Origin of the sequence: Zhaonella formicivorans (assembly GCF_004353525.1) — a bacterium.
Lineage (GTDB): Bacteria > Bacillota > DUOV01 > DUOV01 > Zhaonellaceae > Zhaonella > Zhaonella formicivorans.
The window spans coordinates 2115349-2131158 of the sequence record NZ_CP085524.1 but is presented as its reverse complement, the minus strand read 5'-3'; the positions used below and the strand labels follow the sequence as shown (position 1 = coordinate 2131158).

At 46.1% G+C, this 15810-nt stretch carries 16 protein-coding genes; all 16 read left to right on the top strand.

Annotated features, from left to right (window positions below; translation table 11 throughout):
- Positions 1–136: 136 nt before the first annotated feature.
- Positions 137–538 carry a PTS sugar transporter subunit IIA gene (locus tag EYS13_RS10465; RefSeq protein ID WP_227767883.1) on the top strand — a complete coding sequence of 134 codons (402 nt, stop codon included), beginning with the start codon at positions 137–139 and terminating at the stop codon, positions 536–538.
- 26 nt (positions 539–564) lie between these two features.
- Positions 565–1041, top strand: coding sequence for a PTS sugar transporter subunit IIB (locus EYS13_RS10460; RefSeq protein ID WP_227762311.1), 477 nt, complete (start codon positions 565–567; stop codon positions 1039–1041).
- A gap of 12 nt (positions 1042–1053) precedes the next feature.
- Positions 1054–1812: a PTS mannose/fructose/sorbose/N-acetylgalactosamine transporter subunit IIC gene (locus EYS13_RS10455; protein WP_227762310.1), complete on the top strand. Its 759-nt coding sequence runs from the start codon at positions 1054–1056 to the stop codon at positions 1810–1812.
- Complete coding sequence (locus EYS13_RS10450; protein WP_227762309.1) at positions 1796–2614, top strand: PTS system mannose/fructose/sorbose family transporter subunit IID; 819 nt, start codon at positions 1796–1798, stop codon at positions 2612–2614. Before EYS13_RS10455 ends, EYS13_RS10450 begins: the two co-directional genes overlap by 17 nt.
- A gap of 296 nt (positions 2615–2910) precedes the next feature.
- On the top strand, positions 2911–3687 hold the full coding sequence (locus EYS13_RS10445) for a class I fructose-bisphosphate aldolase (protein WP_227762307.1): 777 nt from the start codon (positions 2911–2913) through the stop codon (positions 3685–3687).
- Between the two features lie 11 nt (positions 3688–3698).
- Positions 3699–4742 (top strand): zinc-dependent alcohol dehydrogenase, encoded by a 1044-nt coding sequence (locus EYS13_RS10440; RefSeq protein ID WP_227762305.1) that lies wholly within the window; start codon positions 3699–3701, stop codon positions 4740–4742.
- 30 nt (positions 4743–4772) lie between these two features.
- Positions 4773–5039 (top strand): HPr family phosphocarrier protein, encoded by a 267-nt coding sequence (locus EYS13_RS10435; RefSeq protein ID WP_227762303.1) that lies wholly within the window; start codon positions 4773–4775, stop codon positions 5037–5039.
- A gap of 16 nt (positions 5040–5055) precedes the next feature.
- The gene (gene ptsP / locus EYS13_RS10430) at positions 5056–6792 is read left to right on the top strand and encodes a phosphoenolpyruvate--protein phosphotransferase (protein WP_227762301.1); all 1737 of its coding nucleotides are present in this window, start codon (positions 5056–5058) and stop codon (positions 6790–6792) included.
- 260 nt (positions 6793–7052) lie between these two features.
- Positions 7053–7943, top strand: a complete 891-nt coding sequence (gene rapZ, locus EYS13_RS10425; protein ID WP_227762299.1) for an RNase adapter RapZ — start codon at positions 7053–7055, stop codon at positions 7941–7943.
- Positions 7937–9220, top strand: coding sequence for a gluconeogenesis factor YvcK family protein (locus tag EYS13_RS10420; protein ID WP_227762297.1), 1284 nt, complete (start codon positions 7937–7939; stop codon positions 9218–9220). Before rapZ ends, EYS13_RS10420 begins: the two co-directional genes overlap by 7 nt.
- Before the next feature lie 29 nt (positions 9221–9249).
- The gene (gene whiA / locus EYS13_RS10415; RefSeq protein WP_227762295.1) at positions 9250–10185 is read left to right on the top strand and encodes a DNA-binding protein WhiA; all 936 of its coding nucleotides are present in this window, start codon (positions 9250–9252) and stop codon (positions 10183–10185) included.
- A gap of 172 nt (positions 10186–10357) precedes the next feature.
- Positions 10358–10885: an acyltransferase gene (locus tag EYS13_RS16370; protein ID WP_277998189.1), complete on the top strand. Its 528-nt coding sequence runs from the start codon at positions 10358–10360 to the stop codon at positions 10883–10885.
- A complete protein-coding gene (locus EYS13_RS10405; protein WP_227762293.1) occupies positions 10866–11447 on the top strand; it encodes a DUF1405 domain-containing protein in 582 nt (193 codons plus the stop codon). The genes EYS13_RS16370 and EYS13_RS10405 overlap by 20 nt, the downstream gene beginning before the upstream one ends.
- Before the next feature lie 105 nt (positions 11448–11552).
- A complete protein-coding gene (gene rpoN, locus EYS13_RS10400; RefSeq protein ID WP_227762291.1) occupies positions 11553–12929 on the top strand; it encodes an RNA polymerase factor sigma-54 in 1377 nt (458 codons plus the stop codon).
- A gap of 477 nt (positions 12930–13406) precedes the next feature.
- The gene (gene gap, locus EYS13_RS10395; protein ID WP_227762290.1) at positions 13407–14414 is read left to right on the top strand and encodes a type I glyceraldehyde-3-phosphate dehydrogenase; all 1008 of its coding nucleotides are present in this window, start codon (positions 13407–13409) and stop codon (positions 14412–14414) included.
- 200 nt (positions 14415–14614) lie between these two features.
- Positions 14615–15799, top strand: coding sequence for a phosphoglycerate kinase (locus EYS13_RS10390; protein WP_227762289.1), 1185 nt, complete (start codon positions 14615–14617; stop codon positions 15797–15799).
- Positions 15800–15810 lie beyond the last annotated feature (11 nt).

Here is a 15810-nt window from a genome sequence, read left to right as displayed (position 1 = left end):
GCTGTAGATTTTAATACAGCTATATTTTTTTGCGCAATTAAGAATACACATTTTGATACTCATTTTTGGCAACAATCTTGCTATAGTGGTTAGCGCCGGCAAAAAAATGACGAAAGGTGGCGGTTGTTTGATTGGAGTGCTTGTAGTTACCCATGGGGACTTTGGAGCCGAATTAATCAAGTCGGCGGAAATTATCATCGGTAAACAACCCCGTATAGCAGCCCTTGGGTTGCACCCGAATAATTCGGTTGCCGACCTGCAAAAAGCCATTTTGGAGAAAGTGACCACTCTGGATGAGGGAGAAGGTGTAATTATCCTGACAGATATTTTTGGGGGCAGCACATCCAACTCGGTGGCCCTGGCGCTGCGCAAACATAAGTACAGCTGTCTTACAGGGGTTAACCTGCCAATCCTTATTGAGGCTGCACTGAACGCGGACAGTTGTACTTTACCCGAATTGACCCAAAAATGCCTTGCCGCAGGCAAAGAGGGTATCAAAGACCTAGTTGAGGCGATAACAAAGGAAGAGACGGTATAAGAACAGAAAAATGGGAGGGTAGTAGAATGGATGTTGTCTTATACCGAATTGATGACAGGCTGATTCACGGTCAAGTGATGACGGCCTGGTCAAAGTTAACAAGCGCCAACCATGTAATTATAGTTGACGACAGTGTTGTAGCGGATCCTTTTATGTGCAAAATTCTGAGTATGGCTGCACCAAGTGGGATGAAAGTAGAAATTTTAAATGTTGACGACGGTATAAAAAGATTAAAAGGACCTGGTGAGGGTACACGAGTAATAGTTTTGTTTAAAGTTCCCCAAGTAGTTCTAAAGCTAATTGAAGCAGGAATCAAGATCAGCAATCTTAATGTAGGCGGTATGGGGGCAGCACCTGGCAGAAAACCATTGTTTAAAAATATTTCGGCCTCTCCTGCAGAAATTGAGACATTGAAGAAAATAGATTCGTTAGGTACTAAAATAGAGTTCAGGATTGTGCCCGATGACAAATCTATTCCATTTGATAAGGTTATAAAAAAGTAGGGAGGGTATGCTATGGAACTATGGCAAGCTATTGCCATTGCTTTAATGTATTATATTTCTGACAGCCCTTGGCCAATTGGTATGGGCTATTGGGTTTTGCAGCGGCCATTGGTTGCAGGTTTTATTGCAGGTGTGATCCTTGGTGATCCTGTAACCGGAACCATAATCGGGGCAACAATGAACCTCATCTATCTTGGGCATATTACAGCAGGTGGTACAATGCCCGGCGACATGGCCCTGGCAGGATACCTCGGTACTGCACTGGCTATTACTTCAGGGTTGGATGCACAGGCGGCTCTAGCTCTGGCGGTTCCTCTAGGCCTTTTAGGAACTGTAGTGTGGTTTACCAGAATGAGTATAAGTTCTATCTTTGTACATTGGGCCGATAAATATGCAGAAGAAGGAAACATCCGGGGCGTAATGCTGATGAATTTTGTACCTGCGCAGATATTGTTATTTGTTATCAAGGTTCCTACCTTGTTAATTGCATGTTTGTACGGACCGGACCTGGTTAAAGGAGTGCTTGATTTTCTGGGAGCCGACATCCTGCATGCCCTGATGGTAATTGGTGGAATATTGCCGGCGCTAGGTATTGCTTTAAACTTGCGCGCTATTTTAAAAGGTTCAACTATACCATACTTTTTCCTGGGATTTGCCCTGAGTGTTTATCTGAAACTTGACATCGTAGCGGTAAGTATTTTTGGAGCTATACTGGCATTCCTGCATATCCAATTCACGAGAGGGGGAGAAAATCGTGGAATCTCGGCCTAAAAAGTTAACCAAAGGCGATATTGTCAAATCCATGCTGCTGTGGCAATTTTTCTCCCATGCCAACTATAACTATGAGCGGCTGCAGGCCACTGCCTTTGCCCAGTGCATGGGTCCTGTTATTAAAAAGCTTTATCAAACCAAAGAAGAAATAAGTGCAGCGTTAAAAAGACACTTAGTGTTCTTTAACACAGAGCCCGATTTCGGAGCTGTGATTCATGGCATTACCATTGCTATGGAGGAAGAAAGGGCAAATGGCGCTCCTATTACTGATGAGGCTATAAACTCGGTAAAAACAGGTTTAATGGGTCCGTTGGCTGGTATTGGCGACACTATTGTTCAAGGTGCTTTGATTCCTATCCTTTTAGCATTGGGCATCAGTTTCGGTGTCCAGGGCAATGTTTTCGGCCCCATCATGTTTGCGTTAGTTTTAACCTGCTGTCTGGTAGGAATTACGTACAGCATGTGGATGCAGGGATATAAATTGGGTCGGGTTGCAGTTGAAAAATTACTTGAAGGAGGAATTGTCAAGGATATCATCGCGGCAGCTGGAGTCCTTGGTTGTACGGTGATTGGTGCTTTGGCCGGCAAATTCGTTACTTTAACAACCCCGCTGACCGTTACCATTGGTAAGACAGTAGTCAAAATTCAGGCTGACCTGTTGGATAAGCTCATGCCCGGTCTACTTCCGCTGGGTTTGACACTGCTTGTATTCTGGCTGCTAAAAAAAGGTAAAAGTCCTATCACTATCATGGTGTATCTTATGATCTTTGGTGCAGTAGGCAGTTTTATCAAAATATTCTAAAGTGCTGTACCCGCGGAGATTGGCAAGAAAGTAAAGGTTGTTTAAAAAGATGCCCATTTTATAAGTTTTTATTGATCTTCAAGAAAATTAAATGATTTATCCGGCATTATATTCCCGGTGGCATATAGGTGCTGCTGGTCTAGTCCGGGTCGACTCTCCTTGCAGTACTCTTGCCGACTATTTCATCTTAAGAAATTAGGCAGTAGGTTTTGCTGTGATACTAAGTTACTTTTTGAACGGAAAGGGAGCTCTGCTCCCTTTCCTTCCCTAACTACGAAAAACGGGGTGTTTGACATATGAAACGAAGAATGCACAGACTATTTAAAAAGGATGGGAGAATTTTTATTCTGGCCATGGATCACGGCACCGGCTTAAAGGTGCTACCGGAATTAAATGACCCAGGCGTATTAATAAAAGTGGCGGTTGAGAACGGTGTCGATGCCTTGTTGACTACTTTTGGCTTAGCTGTTACTTATCAGAAAGAGATCGGGGAGGCGGGGTTAATCTTAAGAATTGATGGCGGTACCTCACAATTAGGCCCTAAGGGAGGAGTAGCAGGCCGTATTTTTACCGTGGAAGATGCAGTAAAACTCGGTGCTGACGGCGTAGTTTGCATGGGATTTCCTGGTGCTTCGAGCGAAGATGTTTCATTAAAAGAGCTGGCCCATTTTGTAAGTGAGGCTTACCATTGGGGTATGCCCCTCCTGGCGGAAATGCTTCCCATGGGCTGGGACACCCAGCACTGGACACCGGAGAATATAGCCTTTGCATGCCGGTTGGGGGCGGAATATGGAGTTGATTTTGTTAAAACACAATACACCGGCGATTTGGAAAGCTTTAAAAAAGTTACTGCAGGATGCTATAAGCCGGTGGTCATTTTGGGTGGGCCGGGTGGCAATTCGGAGGAGGAACTGTTGCGAACAATTAAAGATTCATTGGAAGCAGGCGGGGCTGGCGTAGCTATTGGCCGAAGCATTTGGAAACACCCCAACCCAGGCAAATACTGCCGTGCAATTTCTATGATTATCCATGAAGATGCGTCTGTCGAAGAAGCTTTACAGGAACTGGCTTAGGAGGATAATATATGACTGGAACCATGAAAGTAGGTGCTATTATATCTCCCGGCAAAGTAAAAGTGGTCCAAGTTAATAAGCCTAAACCGGGCGTGGGCGAAGTACTGGTAAAGGTCAAGGCTTGTGCCCTCTGCACCTGGGAACAGAGAGTTTTTTCAGGAGCAAAGCAGGTGCCGCTGCCTTACCTTGGAGGACATGAAGTGGTAGGTGAAATAGCTGAACTTGGTAATGGCGTACACAGCCGATGGAAGGTAGGGAATAAAGTTGCTATCAGGACTCTCGCTCACTGCGGGGAGTGCTACTACTGCCAGCAAGGGGAGGACAACTTATGCGAACAAATCGGTAAGCTACCAAGACCCGTGCTGGAAATGGATGGCATAGGCGGCTTGAGTGAATATCTAATTGCCAGGCCGAGCCAGCTCTTCAGGCTCAGCCCTGAACTTGATTTTACGATTGGTGCTTTCAGCGAACCTTTAGCCTGCGTTATTCACAGCATTGAGAAGGCACATTTGAAGATAGGCAACGATGTGGTCATAGTCGGTGCCGGCATAATGGGACTTTTACATCTCCTTTTGGCGAAAAAACTTGCTACCAGAGTAATAGTCTGTGAGGTTAATGCCAAACGGCGTCAGCTGGCAAAAGAATTGGGGGCTGATTTTGTAATCAATTCGGCAGAAGAAAATGCTGTGGAAGTAGTTAAGAGCTTGACCGACGGACGGGGAGCCGATGCTGTTATCCATACAACCGCTATAGCCGAAGTTGCCGCCGAAGCAATAGAAATGGCTGGCAAAATGGGCAGGGTAATTATGTATGGTTCATTTTATCCTGACAAACCCATTAGTGTAAGTCCCAATTATATTCATAATTCCCAAATAGTAATTACGGGTGCAGTAAGTCCGTCTACGGAAGATTTCTTAAAGGCAACCAGGCTTCTAAACTATGGGATTATTAATCCTGCTCCCTTTATCCAGGCAGTATTTCCCTTGGCAGACATCCAGGAAGCTTTCCAACTGGCTTCGAAGCCTGATACTTTTAGAGTAATAGTCAGCTTTTGAGTTAATAAGAAACTTAAGGATGTGTCACTTATGCAAGAGAAACTTTTTACGATAAGAAATGAAATTGGCTTGCATGCCAGACCGGCTGCCTTAATGGTGAAAATGGCCCAACAATATCAATCAGAAATTTGGTTAGAAAAGAATGGTAAGAGGATAAATGCTAAAAGCATTACCGCAATAATGCAGCTGGCTGCAAAATATCTAGACGAAGTCAAATTGATAGCCCAAGGTGCTGACGAGGAGGATGCCTTAAAGGCCTTAACGGAGCTAGTGGAAAATAAATTTGGCGAAGCGTAAAGAAGGTGAGCACGGGATGCAGGAAGAGAAGGTTTTCCATGGTATAGCAACCTCTCCCGGAATTGCTATCGGATCAGCTATAATAAACTGTACTGAAGACTATAACTTCGAGACAAAAAAAATAGACGCGGATCTACTCCAAGAGGAAATCTTGCGTTTCCAAAGGGCTGTAGAACAAGTTAAGAAGGACCTTGCTTCAGAGCAACAAAAAATTGCGGAGGAAATAGGGGAAGCGGAAGCTGCTATCTGGTCGATTCAGTTGCTTTTAATTGATGATCCGGAAATATATGATGAAGTTATTAAGCTGATTCGCACACAGCATGTAAACGCTGAGTCAGCCGTAAAAACAGTACTTGAGACTAAGAAAAGGAATATGGCTCAGTTGGAAGACGACTATATGCGCCAGAGGGCTAGCGACCTAGAAGATCTTCAAAGGCGCTTGGTAATATCTTTGTCCGGTAAAAAAAGGTCAAAAATCGAGTTTTCGGCAAATAGTATCTTAGTGACAGATGAGTTAACACCCACTTCCATCGTCCAAATCGATAAGGACAAGGTTAAAGGAATAGTAACTGAAAAGGGTGGCAGTACATCTCATGCTGCCATCCTGGTAAAATCTTTAGCTTTGCCTGCGGTTTTCGGCGCTTCCGGTATAATGCAAGAACTGGAAGATGGTTGGCAGATAATTGTAGATGGCAGTGCTGGATTAGCTATTGTCAACCCGGAAACTCATAACTTGGAAAAATATTATAACCAATTAATAAAACAGCAAAAGGAATTAAAAGAGCATGATATGCTAAAGGATCTGCCGGCTGTGACAACTGACGGGTGTAAGGTTGAGTTGGCGGCAAATATTAGTTCAGTGGCAGAGGCAAATCACGCATTTGCCCACAATGCTGACGGTATAGGATTATTTCGGACTGAGTTTTTATTCATGGATACCCCGCATTTACCCAACGAAGATGAGCAGTTCGAAGTATACAAGGCTGTTGCCTTGAGCATGCAAGGAAAGCCGGTAATCATAAGAACCTTGGATGCGGGAGGAGACAAGAAACCGCCTGGTTTGAACATTCCGCACGAGGCAAACCCCTTCTTGGGGTGGCGCGCAATCAGGATTTGCCTGGCAGAGCCGGACATTTTAAAAAACCAGCTGAAGGCTATTCTCAGGGCTGCAAATTTTGGTAATGTCTGGGTAATGTTTCCCATGATCACTTCCGTTGAAGAAATCAGGCAAGCTAAGGCAGTTTTTTTAGAAGCGATGGGTGAGCTCGTACAATCGGGTAAACCATTTAATTCGACAGTTAAAATTGGAATAATGATCGAGACACCCGCTGCCGTACTATTGATCGATGCACTATTACAAGAAGTTGACTTTGTCAGTATAGGTACCAACGATTTGACCCAGTATACTTTGGCTACGGATAGGATGAATGCAAAGGTTGCTTACCTGTATGATTACTTTCACCCTGCTGTCTTAAGGCAATTAAAGTATGTTGTTGAACGTATAACGCAGGCAAAAAAATGGGTCGGCATCTGTGGAGAAATGGCGGGAGACCCCTTGGCAGTACCTTTATTAATTGGATTAGGTTTTGATGAATTGTCAGTAACAGTTAGCAATCTGAATTCTGTTAAAAGTATTGTCAGAGCTGTATCAAAAAAAGAAGCTGCGGTTATTGCTGAGGAAGCTTTAAGGCTTGAAACGGTTGACGAGATTAAGAAATTGCTAAAGAGTCGTTTTCATTGGTTGGTAAAATAGTAACATAATACTATGAAATTGCCCCTGACTTTGTTGGGGGTAATTTTTTGCGTATTCCATGCGCCGTTGGATACAAGGCTACCTAATATGCACAAAAAATATAAGGTTCTTCTGTTTCGTTTGTTTTTTTTATTAAGAAAATATATACTTATCTATAAATAAAGCGGTTTGTATTCCTCAGTTTGTCGGTGTTTCAGTGCAAATTAAAATTTACGAATAAACACGTATAGATATTGCAACTGCGAAACGAGGTGATAGGGATGACCACCAAACATAAAACACAGCTTGTAGTAGTAACAGGCATGTCCGGAGCAGGAAAGACTCAGGCAATTCGCTGCTTGGAAGATTTAGGCTTTTTTTGTGTCGACAACCTTCCTCCTACCCTGATTCCAAAATTTACCGAGCTCTTGAGCGAACCGGAAGACCGTTTGCACAAGGTGGGCCTGGTCATGGATATCCGGGGAGGGAAATTCTTCGGCAGCCTACAGGATGCTTTAGGTTACCTGGATGACCACGGCTTAAAATATGAATTGCTGTTCTTAGAGGCCTCGGATGAAGCTTTGGTTAGGAGGTTCAAGGAAACAAGGCGCAGGCACCCCCTGTCAAGTCAAGGACGGGTTCTGGAAGGCATCATAGAGGAACGCAAGAGACTGGAACCACTACGGGGGCGGGCTACAAAGATTATCGACACTTCCGAGCTTTCGCCCAGGCAGCTCAAGCAGCAGGTGGCAGAATTATTCGGCAGCAAAAGGGATTATAAGCTGGTGGTTACCGTTGTATCTTTCGGGTATAAATACGGCATACCTTTGGATGCTGATCTGGTAATGGATGTCCGTTTTTTGCCTAATCCATTTTACGTCAAGGAATTGCGGGATTTAAGCGGGGAAGATCCCAAAGTGCAGGAATATGTAATGGCTTCCCCGGAGACAAACGTTTTTATCGAAAAGTTTGCTGAAATGCTGAACTACCTGGTTCCCTACTATATCCGGGAAGGAAAAACCCATCTGGTGGTGGCCATTGGCTGCACCGGGGGGCAGCACCGTTCAGTGACTCTTGCCAACCAGATCAGGGACTTACTTAATAACCCTGATTATAAAATAATTGTGACCCACAGGGATGTGGAGCGCAATATGGGGAAAAAATCATGCTGAGCTGGTTAAAATGGCTCTATCCGGGGTTGAAAATCAAACGCTGGTTATTTCTTGCTTTTATGGGACTCCTGCTCTTGGGCGCCGGTTTGTCGGTGTTGGATGATGCGGTGCTCTTAGGGATTCTATTGAAAACAGTGGTACAGCTTACTTACAGTTATTGGGGCAGTTCCTTTTCCTGGTGGTTGGGCCTCTTGCTGGTGGCTGTGGGAATTGCCTTTATTGCCATTGGGTTCAAAGAAGTGATGAACTCACTTTTTAACACTTTGCTCCCTGAAAATGCCGAACGACTGGTGGAGGTATTGTACCAGCGCCGCAGTTTAAAGCGGGGGCCGCGGATCGTTGCTATCGGGGGAGGAACGGGCTTACCCACGTTACTGAGGGGACTAAAGAGCTTTACCAGCAATATAACTGCTATCGTTACGGTAGCAGATGACGGAGGAAGCTCCGGGAGGCTCAGGGGTGAACTGGGCGTCCTGCCACCGGGCGATTCCAGAAACTGCTTGGTAGCCCTGGCTGATACGGAAACATTGATGGACGATGTCTTAAACTATAGGTTTGAACAGGGCGAAGGGCTGGCCGGCCATAGCCTGGGCAACTTGCTTTTAGCCGGTTTGACTGAGCTTACCGGAAACCTTGACCAGGCGGTACAAGAATTGAGTAAAGTCTTGGCCATAAGGGGGAAAGTGGTCCCTTCAACCCTGGAACATACTACTCTGTGTGCGGAATTTACCGATGGAACGGTAGTTAAGGGTGAAAGCAAAATACCCAAAACGGGGAAGCGGATTAAGAAGGTTTTTTTAGAGCCCACTGGTTGTCCCGCCCACCCTGAGGCAATTCGCGCTATCCGGGAGGCGGATGTGGTTGTTTTAGGTCCGGGTAGCTTGTATACCAGCATCATACCTAACCTGCTGGTGGAAGGTATTGCGCAGGCTTTGCAGGAAACTAAAGCTCCTGTTATTTATATTTGCAACATTATGACTCAACCTGGTGAAACCGATGACTACACTGCTTCCGACCATTTGCGGGCGATCCTCAAACATGGCGGGGAGAATGCGGTTGATTACATGGTGGTGAATACAGGCACTGTTTCCGGCCAACTTTTTAAAAAGTATCGGGAAGAAGGGGCTTGCCCTGTGCCTGTGGACAGAAAGGCTATAGATAAATTAGGGGTAAAAGTAATCGGTGACAGATTGCTCCATACTCAAGAGTTAGCCAGGCATGACCCTGACCAGCTAGCCAGATTAATTATTCGGCAATCTTTCCGCAAAAGAAAGTAAAAGAAAGTTTAAGTACGGAGGGTTCACCAGTGTCCTTTTCCTCTAAGGCTAAAAATGATTTAGCCCGAATTTTGCCGGAACGCCGCTGTTGCCAGTTGGCGGAGCTTTCGGCATTAATCAGGATGGATGGTTCCATCCAGATCAGTTCCAGGGAGAACATTGCCATCCAGCTTGTCTCTGAAAACGCTGCTGTAGCTCGAAAGGTAATTAAGTTGCTCAAGCAGCTTTTTGACCTGAGCGTGGATACTTCCGTCCGGCGTAAAGTTCGCCTGAAAAAGAACAATATCTATGTAGTGAAGATCCCACCCCAGCAAGGAGTGCAGGTTATCCTTGATGCTTTGCACATTAAAATTGGTGAAGAAGGACTGACAATAGACTGGAATGCAGTAGTGCCTGCCAGCCAGTGCTGTCGCCGGGCCTATTTGCGTGGCGCTTTTCTGGGCGGAGGATCGGTAAGCGACCCGGAGGGGACTTATCACCTGGAGCTGATTACCCGGGACAACTATCACGCCCAGCTCCTTTGTCAAATGATGCGAAAACTGCAGCTGGAACCAAGGGTCAGCCAGCGGAAGAACTGGTATGTTGTTTATCTGAAAGAAAGTGAGCAGATTATCCGGTTCTTAAATATTATTGGGGCCCATACGGCACTTCTCGATTTTGAAAACACCAGGATTTTGAAAGAAATGCGCAATAGAGTGAACAGGCTGGTCAATTGTGAAACCGCCAATCTCAACAAGACTATTGACGCGGGAATGCGCCAGGTGGAAAATATCCAGTTTTTGTTAAGTAGGATTGGGTACGAACAACTGCCTGCCAGTTTGAAGGAAGTGGCCCGGCTGAGGTTAGAATTCCCTGATGCCAGCCTGAAAGAGTTGGGAGAACTGCTGGAGCCACCGGTCAGCAAGTCAGGAGTCAACCACCGCCTGCGGCGCCTGGAGAAGATGGCGGAAAAATTAAGAGGTTAGCTATTAGCTATCAGCCGACAGCCATCAGCCATGTTTGTTCAGGTTTGCTGGGACTACACTAAAAATGTAACCCTTGTGTCCGCTGCTCTAGGTTGACTTCGCCAAGAGCGCCCAGTCTTTTGGCTGGCGGCTGACAACTGATAGCTGACAGGAAAGGAGGTATGTAAGCCAAATGCGCAGGTTAGAATATTATCCTTCGCCCCATGAAAATGCCATGCACTATTGGAAACGCATCGCCCATCCGCTTAAGACCATGAAAAATTTTATCATCATCCAAATTGGCCGCTTTATTCCTTCTATCCGGGTTAAGAATTTTCTTTACCGCACTTTTTTGGGGATGAAGATCGGGAAAGATGTGGGCATAGGGCTGATGGCCATGTTTGACATCTTTCACCCTGAAAGGATCACTATCGGGGATAACAGTGTCTTGGGATACAACAGCACTATTCTTTGTCATGAGTTCCTACCCAATGAGTACCGCCTGGGGCCTGTGGAGATTGGGGCCAACGTGTTAATCGGGGCTAATACAACGGTGTTGGCGGGGGTAAAAATAGGTGATGGCGCCCTTGTTTCGGCGGGCTCGTTGGTGAACAGGGATGTGCCGCCATATACGTTAGCAGTGGGAGTACCGGTGAAATTTGTCAAACGGCTTAAAAACCCTCAAGAGGTGACAACAATCCATGTGGCGGAAAATTCGTGAGCTGTTATGGGACAACCCTTTTCGCAGCTCACTTTTATGGACAATGGTCATTATTGATTTCTTAGGCTCAATTTACGGCTACTATTGGTACAGGTATCAACTGGCCGAAACGCCTGTGGGGTGGTGGCTTTTCGTTCCCGACAGCCCTCTTTCCACGACTATAACGGGGATTGCCTTAGTGTTGACTTTGCTGCGAAAAAACTGGAGTACTTTTAAGCTTGTTGCATATACTGCTATTATCAAGTACGGGATCTGGGCGGTAGTTCTAATCAGCCACTTCGGGTTGTCCGGAGGTGATATTTCACCGGAGATTTGGATGCTTTGGTTTTCCCATATGGGAATGGCTGCCGAAGGTTTTATTTATTTAAGGCATTTAAGGGTGAAGCTATGGCAAGTTGCTGTCCAGGCCGGCTGGATGTTTTTAAATGATTACATCGATTATGGCTTGGGCTTTCATCCCTATTTTTATGCTGATTACCAGTGGGGTATAGCGCTGTTTAGCGCTGTGGCGCTTAGCATCACTTTAAGTGTTTATCCTCTTGTTGCCTTGCGGAAATCCTAAGCAAAATTTCGACAGAAATAATTAGCATTTTCGAAACCAGGCAGGAGATTAGTTTAACAAAAAAGAATATTAGGATAGGGAATATTTTAAACTGGAGTGATAGCGATGCGCATGAGTTATGGGCTCAATTTAGAACAAACTCAGAAATTAATCATAACTCCTGAATTAAAGCAGGCTATCAATATACTGCAGTTATCTACTTTGGAACTGGCGGAATACATCCAACAGGAGCTCCTGGAGAATCCCATGCTGGAACTTAAAGAAGAGGAAGAAAAGGAACAGGTAGAGCCGGTTGAAGAGCACGAAATAGACTGGCAGGAATATTTTGCCGACAAAAGCGATTTAGGTTTGCCAAACGGGCCGAAAGAGGCAACTGCTCCCCATTCCATAGAAAACTTCTTAACGCAGGCTCCTACGCTTTTGGAGCATTTGACTATTCAGCTCGAACTCCTGAGGTTAAGTCCCAAGGAGGAGGAAATAGGCCACTTTTTGCTGGGCAATATTAACGGCAACGGTTATTTGGAAATAGAACTGCAGGAAGCAGCGGAAAAATGCGGGTGCGAACTGGCAGAGGTGGAAAAAGTGCTGGCGCTGATTCAGGGTTTTGAACCTACAGGGGTGGGAGCCAGGGATTTGGCCGAGTGTTTGTTGCTTCAGCTGAGAGCCAAAGAATGGGCAGACCCGGTAGCTGAAGCCATAATTAAGAATCATCTGGTGGATTTGGCTGAGGGTAAATGGCAGAAAATTGCGAAGGCTCTGGCCGTATCTCCCCTGGAGGTTCAAGCTGCTGCCGATTTGATTAAAACGCTGGACCCCAAACCCGGCAGTAAATATGGTAATTCGTTGGAACCAAGGTATATCATTCCTGATGTAGTGGTGGAAAAAGTGGAAGGAGAGTATGTGGTTTTAGTGAATGACAGTTCCACCCCGCGGTTGGGAGTGAATCCGGTTTATCAGGCCCTGATGAAGAGAGAAAAAAATTATGATGAAGAAACAGTCAAATTCGTGGAACAAAAATTGAATTCGGCGCTATGGGTTATTAAAAGCATTGAGCAGCGCAGGCTAACCCTATATAAAGTTGTCAACTGCATAATTTCTTTTCAAAGGGAATTTTTTGAACGGGGGCTCAAGGCTTTAAAACCTTTGACATTAAAACAGGTAGCAGATGTTTTGGGAATTCATGAATCCACCGTTAGCCGGGCTACCGCCCATAAATATGTGCAGACCCCCTTAGGTGTTTTTGAACTAAAATTCTTTTTTGCCAACGGCGTAGAAAGCAGTCAGGGGACTTCCACCTCTGCCCAAAGTGTGAAAGCTACAATCCAGGAATTAGTCGATTCTGAAGACCCGCGCAGGCCCTATACTGACCAGCAGTTGGCGGAACTTCTTACTCAGCGGGGAATATCCATTTCCCGCCGGACGGTGACCAAATACCGGGATGAGCAAGGGATACCGGCGGCTGCCAAGAGGAAGAGATTTTAAAATGAAGACAATATCTGGATACCGCTTTGAGAACGTTAGATTTATAAAACGAGTGCTTTAAAAGCATTCGTTTTTTTTGTTTATCGTTTAAGAAATTATACTCGCATAAGTATTGTGATAAATTTCCTGGACATAGGGGTTGTTAGGGGGGTGTTCCCCTTATGTTATTGTACCTATAAATGCCGAAAGGCATAAAATGCTTTTGTTCTCGGACAGGATTTTTTTTGTTTATATAGAATAGGATACCAGATAGGGTTGATTTTCCAGCCTTACCAAAACTCATAGTTTTTGTTAAAGGTGGCATATTATTTTATGGCATGTATTGCGAGCCAGCAGCTATCGGTCGTTAGCCATTGGTTTACTTTAATTTGCTTAAATTAATCATCCGAAAGCTGCAGTCTGCCAGGGGTTTGTGAACATCAACCGGTCTTTTATACTTAAATATATTACTACAAATATATAAAAGGAGGAATTTACATGTCAGTAAAAATTGGTATTAACGGATTCGGAAGGATCGGGAGGTTGGTTTTCAGGGCGGCCATGAATAACCCCGAGGTGGAAATAGTGGCTATCAACGATTTGACTGATGCAGAGACCAATGCCCACCTGCTCAAGTATGACTCCGTACATGGCATTTTAAATGCCCATGTTTCCGCTAAAGAAGGGGCAATTGTGGTTAACGGCAAAGAAGTTAAAGTATTTGCTGAAAAAGACCCTGGCAAACTCCCCTGGGGGGAAGTAGGGGCTGACGTTGTCGTTGAGTCCACCGGTTTGTTCACCGATGCTACAAAAGCAGCGGCTCACCTGCAAGGGGGAGCAAAAAAAGTCATTATCTCCGCTCCCGCCAAAAATGAGGATATTACCATAGTGATGGGCGTCAACGAAGAGAAATATGATCCGGCACGGCATAAGATCCTTTCCAATGCTTCCTGCACCACTAACTGCCTGGCTCCGGTGGCCAAAGTGCTGCACCAAAAATTTGGCATTCGCCGTGGTTTAATGACTACCGTTCACTCCTATACCAACGACCAGCGCATTCTGGACCAAACCCATAAGGACCTGCGTCGGGCCAGGGCGGCGGGAATGTCCATCATCCCCACTACTACAGGGGCTGCCAAAGCCGTGGCGCTGGTACTGCCGGAACTAAAGGGCAAGCTCAACGGCTTTGCCATGAGGGTGCCTACCCCTAACGTCTCTGTAGTCGATCTGGTGGCTGAACTGGACAAAAATGTAACCGTGGAAGATATCAATAACGCTTTGAAAGAAGCAGCGGCGGGGGAATTGCAGGGTATCATGGCATACACCGAAGAGCCGCTTGTATCTTCTGATTTCAACGGCAACAGCAATTCTTCCATCGTTGATGCTTTGTCGACTATGGTAATTGAAGGAAACATGGCCAAGGTAATTGCCTGGTATGACAACGAATGGGGATACTCCAACCGTGTAGTGGACCTGGCTGCCTATATAGCTACGAGAGGCCTGTAGTTAGTCGTTAGCTTTCAGCCGTCAGCCATTGTTCGTCGCTGCCTAATTACCCGTGGGGCTGACGGTTCCATAAGTCCACAGAAGAATACGCGCAACTAAGGATCGACGACGGCGTTAGCCTACAGGTGACCGGGGATTAAAAAGGGGCGCGGCGCAGGCAGTTGCAATAGATTTTTCGGTTAGAAGAAGGAGTATGGTGCATGGATAAAAAGACTGTACGGGATATAGATGTCAAAGGAAAAAGGGTTTTAGTCCGGGTGGACTTTAACGTCCCAATGGACGAAAAAGGGCAGATTACCGATGATACCCGGATTCAGGCAGCACTGCCGACAATTAAATACCTGCTGAAGGAAGGGGCAAAGGTGATTTTAACCTCCCACCTGGGACGGCCTAAGGGCAAGGCGGATCCCAAGTATAGCCTGGCCCCTGTGGCGGAAAGGCTAGGCCAGCTCTTAGGGCAGAAAGTGGAATTGGCTAATGCCGCTGTAGGAGAAGAGACCAAGAAGCTGGTGGCAGACCTGAAGGTAGGCAAAGTCCTTCTCTTGGAAAATATCCGCTTTTATCCCGGCGAAGAGAAGAACGACCCTGAGCTCAGCAAGGCCTTGGCAGAGCTTGCCGACATTTACGTCAACGATGCTTTCGGGGCTGCCCACCGGGCTCATGCTTCCACCGCCGGGGTGGCTGCCCATTTGCCGGCTGTTGCCGGTTTGTTGATGGAAAAAGAGATCGCTGTAATGGGTAAAGCCCTTTCCCAGCCGGAACGGCCTTTTGCCGCTGTTTTGGGTGGGGCCAAGGTGTCGGATAAAATCGGGGTAATTGAAAACCTGCTCGGCAAAGTGGATAGTTTAATCATTGGCGGGGGTATGGCTAATACCTTTTTAAAGGCAAAAGGAATGGAGATCGGTAAATCCCTGGTAGAAGAAGACAAGGTTGAACTGGCTCGGGAACTAATTTCCAGGGCTGAGAGCAAAGGGGTAGAGCTGTACCTGCCGGAGGATGTTATAGTGGCTGAGGCAGTTAAAGCAGATGCCGCCTATAAGGAAGTAAGTGTTAAAGACATACCTGCGGACTGGATGATAGTTGATATCGGCAGCAAAACTGCTCAAAAATATGCGGAAGCCGTGAAACAAGCTAAAACCGTAGTCTGGAACGGCCCCATGGGGGTCTTTGAGATTGAACCCTTTGCCGGCGGCACGATGGCAGTTGCCCAGGCTATGACTGAAGTGCAAGGGACAACCATTATTGGCGGCGGAGATTCCGTAGCTGCTGTGGAAAAAGCAGGGGTGGCCGAAAAAATCACCCATATCTCCACCGGCGGCGGCGCTTCCCTGGAATTTCTCGAAGGGAAGGAGCTGCCGGGCGTAGCGGCGTTAGCTGATAAGTAGGCCTGCACGCC

What these genes read in the sequence shown, in the direction of transcription:
- EYS13_RS10460 (WP_227762311.1), top strand. Translation starts at nt 565, where the DNA reads ATGGATGTTGTCTTATACCGAATTGATGACAGGCTGATTCACGGTCAA.
- EYS13_RS10455 (WP_227762310.1), top strand. Translation starts at nt 1,054, where the DNA reads ATGGAACTATGGCAAGCTATTGCCATTGCTTTAATGTATTATATTTCT.
- EYS13_RS10445 (WP_227762307.1), top strand. Translation starts at nt 2,911, where the DNA reads ATGAAACGAAGAATGCACAGACTATTTAAAAAGGATGGGAGAATTTTT.
- EYS13_RS10440 (WP_227762305.1), top strand. Translation starts at nt 3,699, where the DNA reads ATGACTGGAACCATGAAAGTAGGTGCTATTATATCTCCCGGCAAAGTA.
- EYS13_RS10435 (WP_227762303.1), top strand. Translation starts at nt 4,773, where the DNA reads ATGCAAGAGAAACTTTTTACGATAAGAAATGAAATTGGCTTGCATGCC.
- ptsP (WP_227762301.1), top strand. Translation starts at nt 5,056, where the DNA reads ATGCAGGAAGAGAAGGTTTTCCATGGTATAGCAACCTCTCCCGGAATT.
- rapZ (WP_227762299.1), top strand. Translation starts at nt 7,053, where the DNA reads ATGACCACCAAACATAAAACACAGCTTGTAGTAGTAACAGGCATGTCC.
- EYS13_RS10420 (WP_227762297.1), top strand. Translation starts at nt 7,937, where the DNA reads ATGCTGAGCTGGTTAAAATGGCTCTATCCGGGGTTGAAAATCAAACGC.
- EYS13_RS16370 (WP_277998189.1), top strand. Translation starts at nt 10,358, where the DNA reads ATGCGCAGGTTAGAATATTATCCTTCGCCCCATGAAAATGCCATGCAC.
- EYS13_RS10405 (WP_227762293.1), top strand. Translation starts at nt 10,866, where the DNA reads ATGTGGCGGAAAATTCGTGAGCTGTTATGGGACAACCCTTTTCGCAGC.
- rpoN (WP_227762291.1), top strand. Translation starts at nt 11,553, where the DNA reads ATGCGCATGAGTTATGGGCTCAATTTAGAACAAACTCAGAAATTAATC.
- gap (WP_227762290.1), top strand. Translation starts at nt 13,407, where the DNA reads ATGTCAGTAAAAATTGGTATTAACGGATTCGGAAGGATCGGGAGGTTG.
- EYS13_RS10390 (WP_227762289.1), top strand. Translation starts at nt 14,615, where the DNA reads ATGGATAAAAAGACTGTACGGGATATAGATGTCAAAGGAAAAAGGGTT.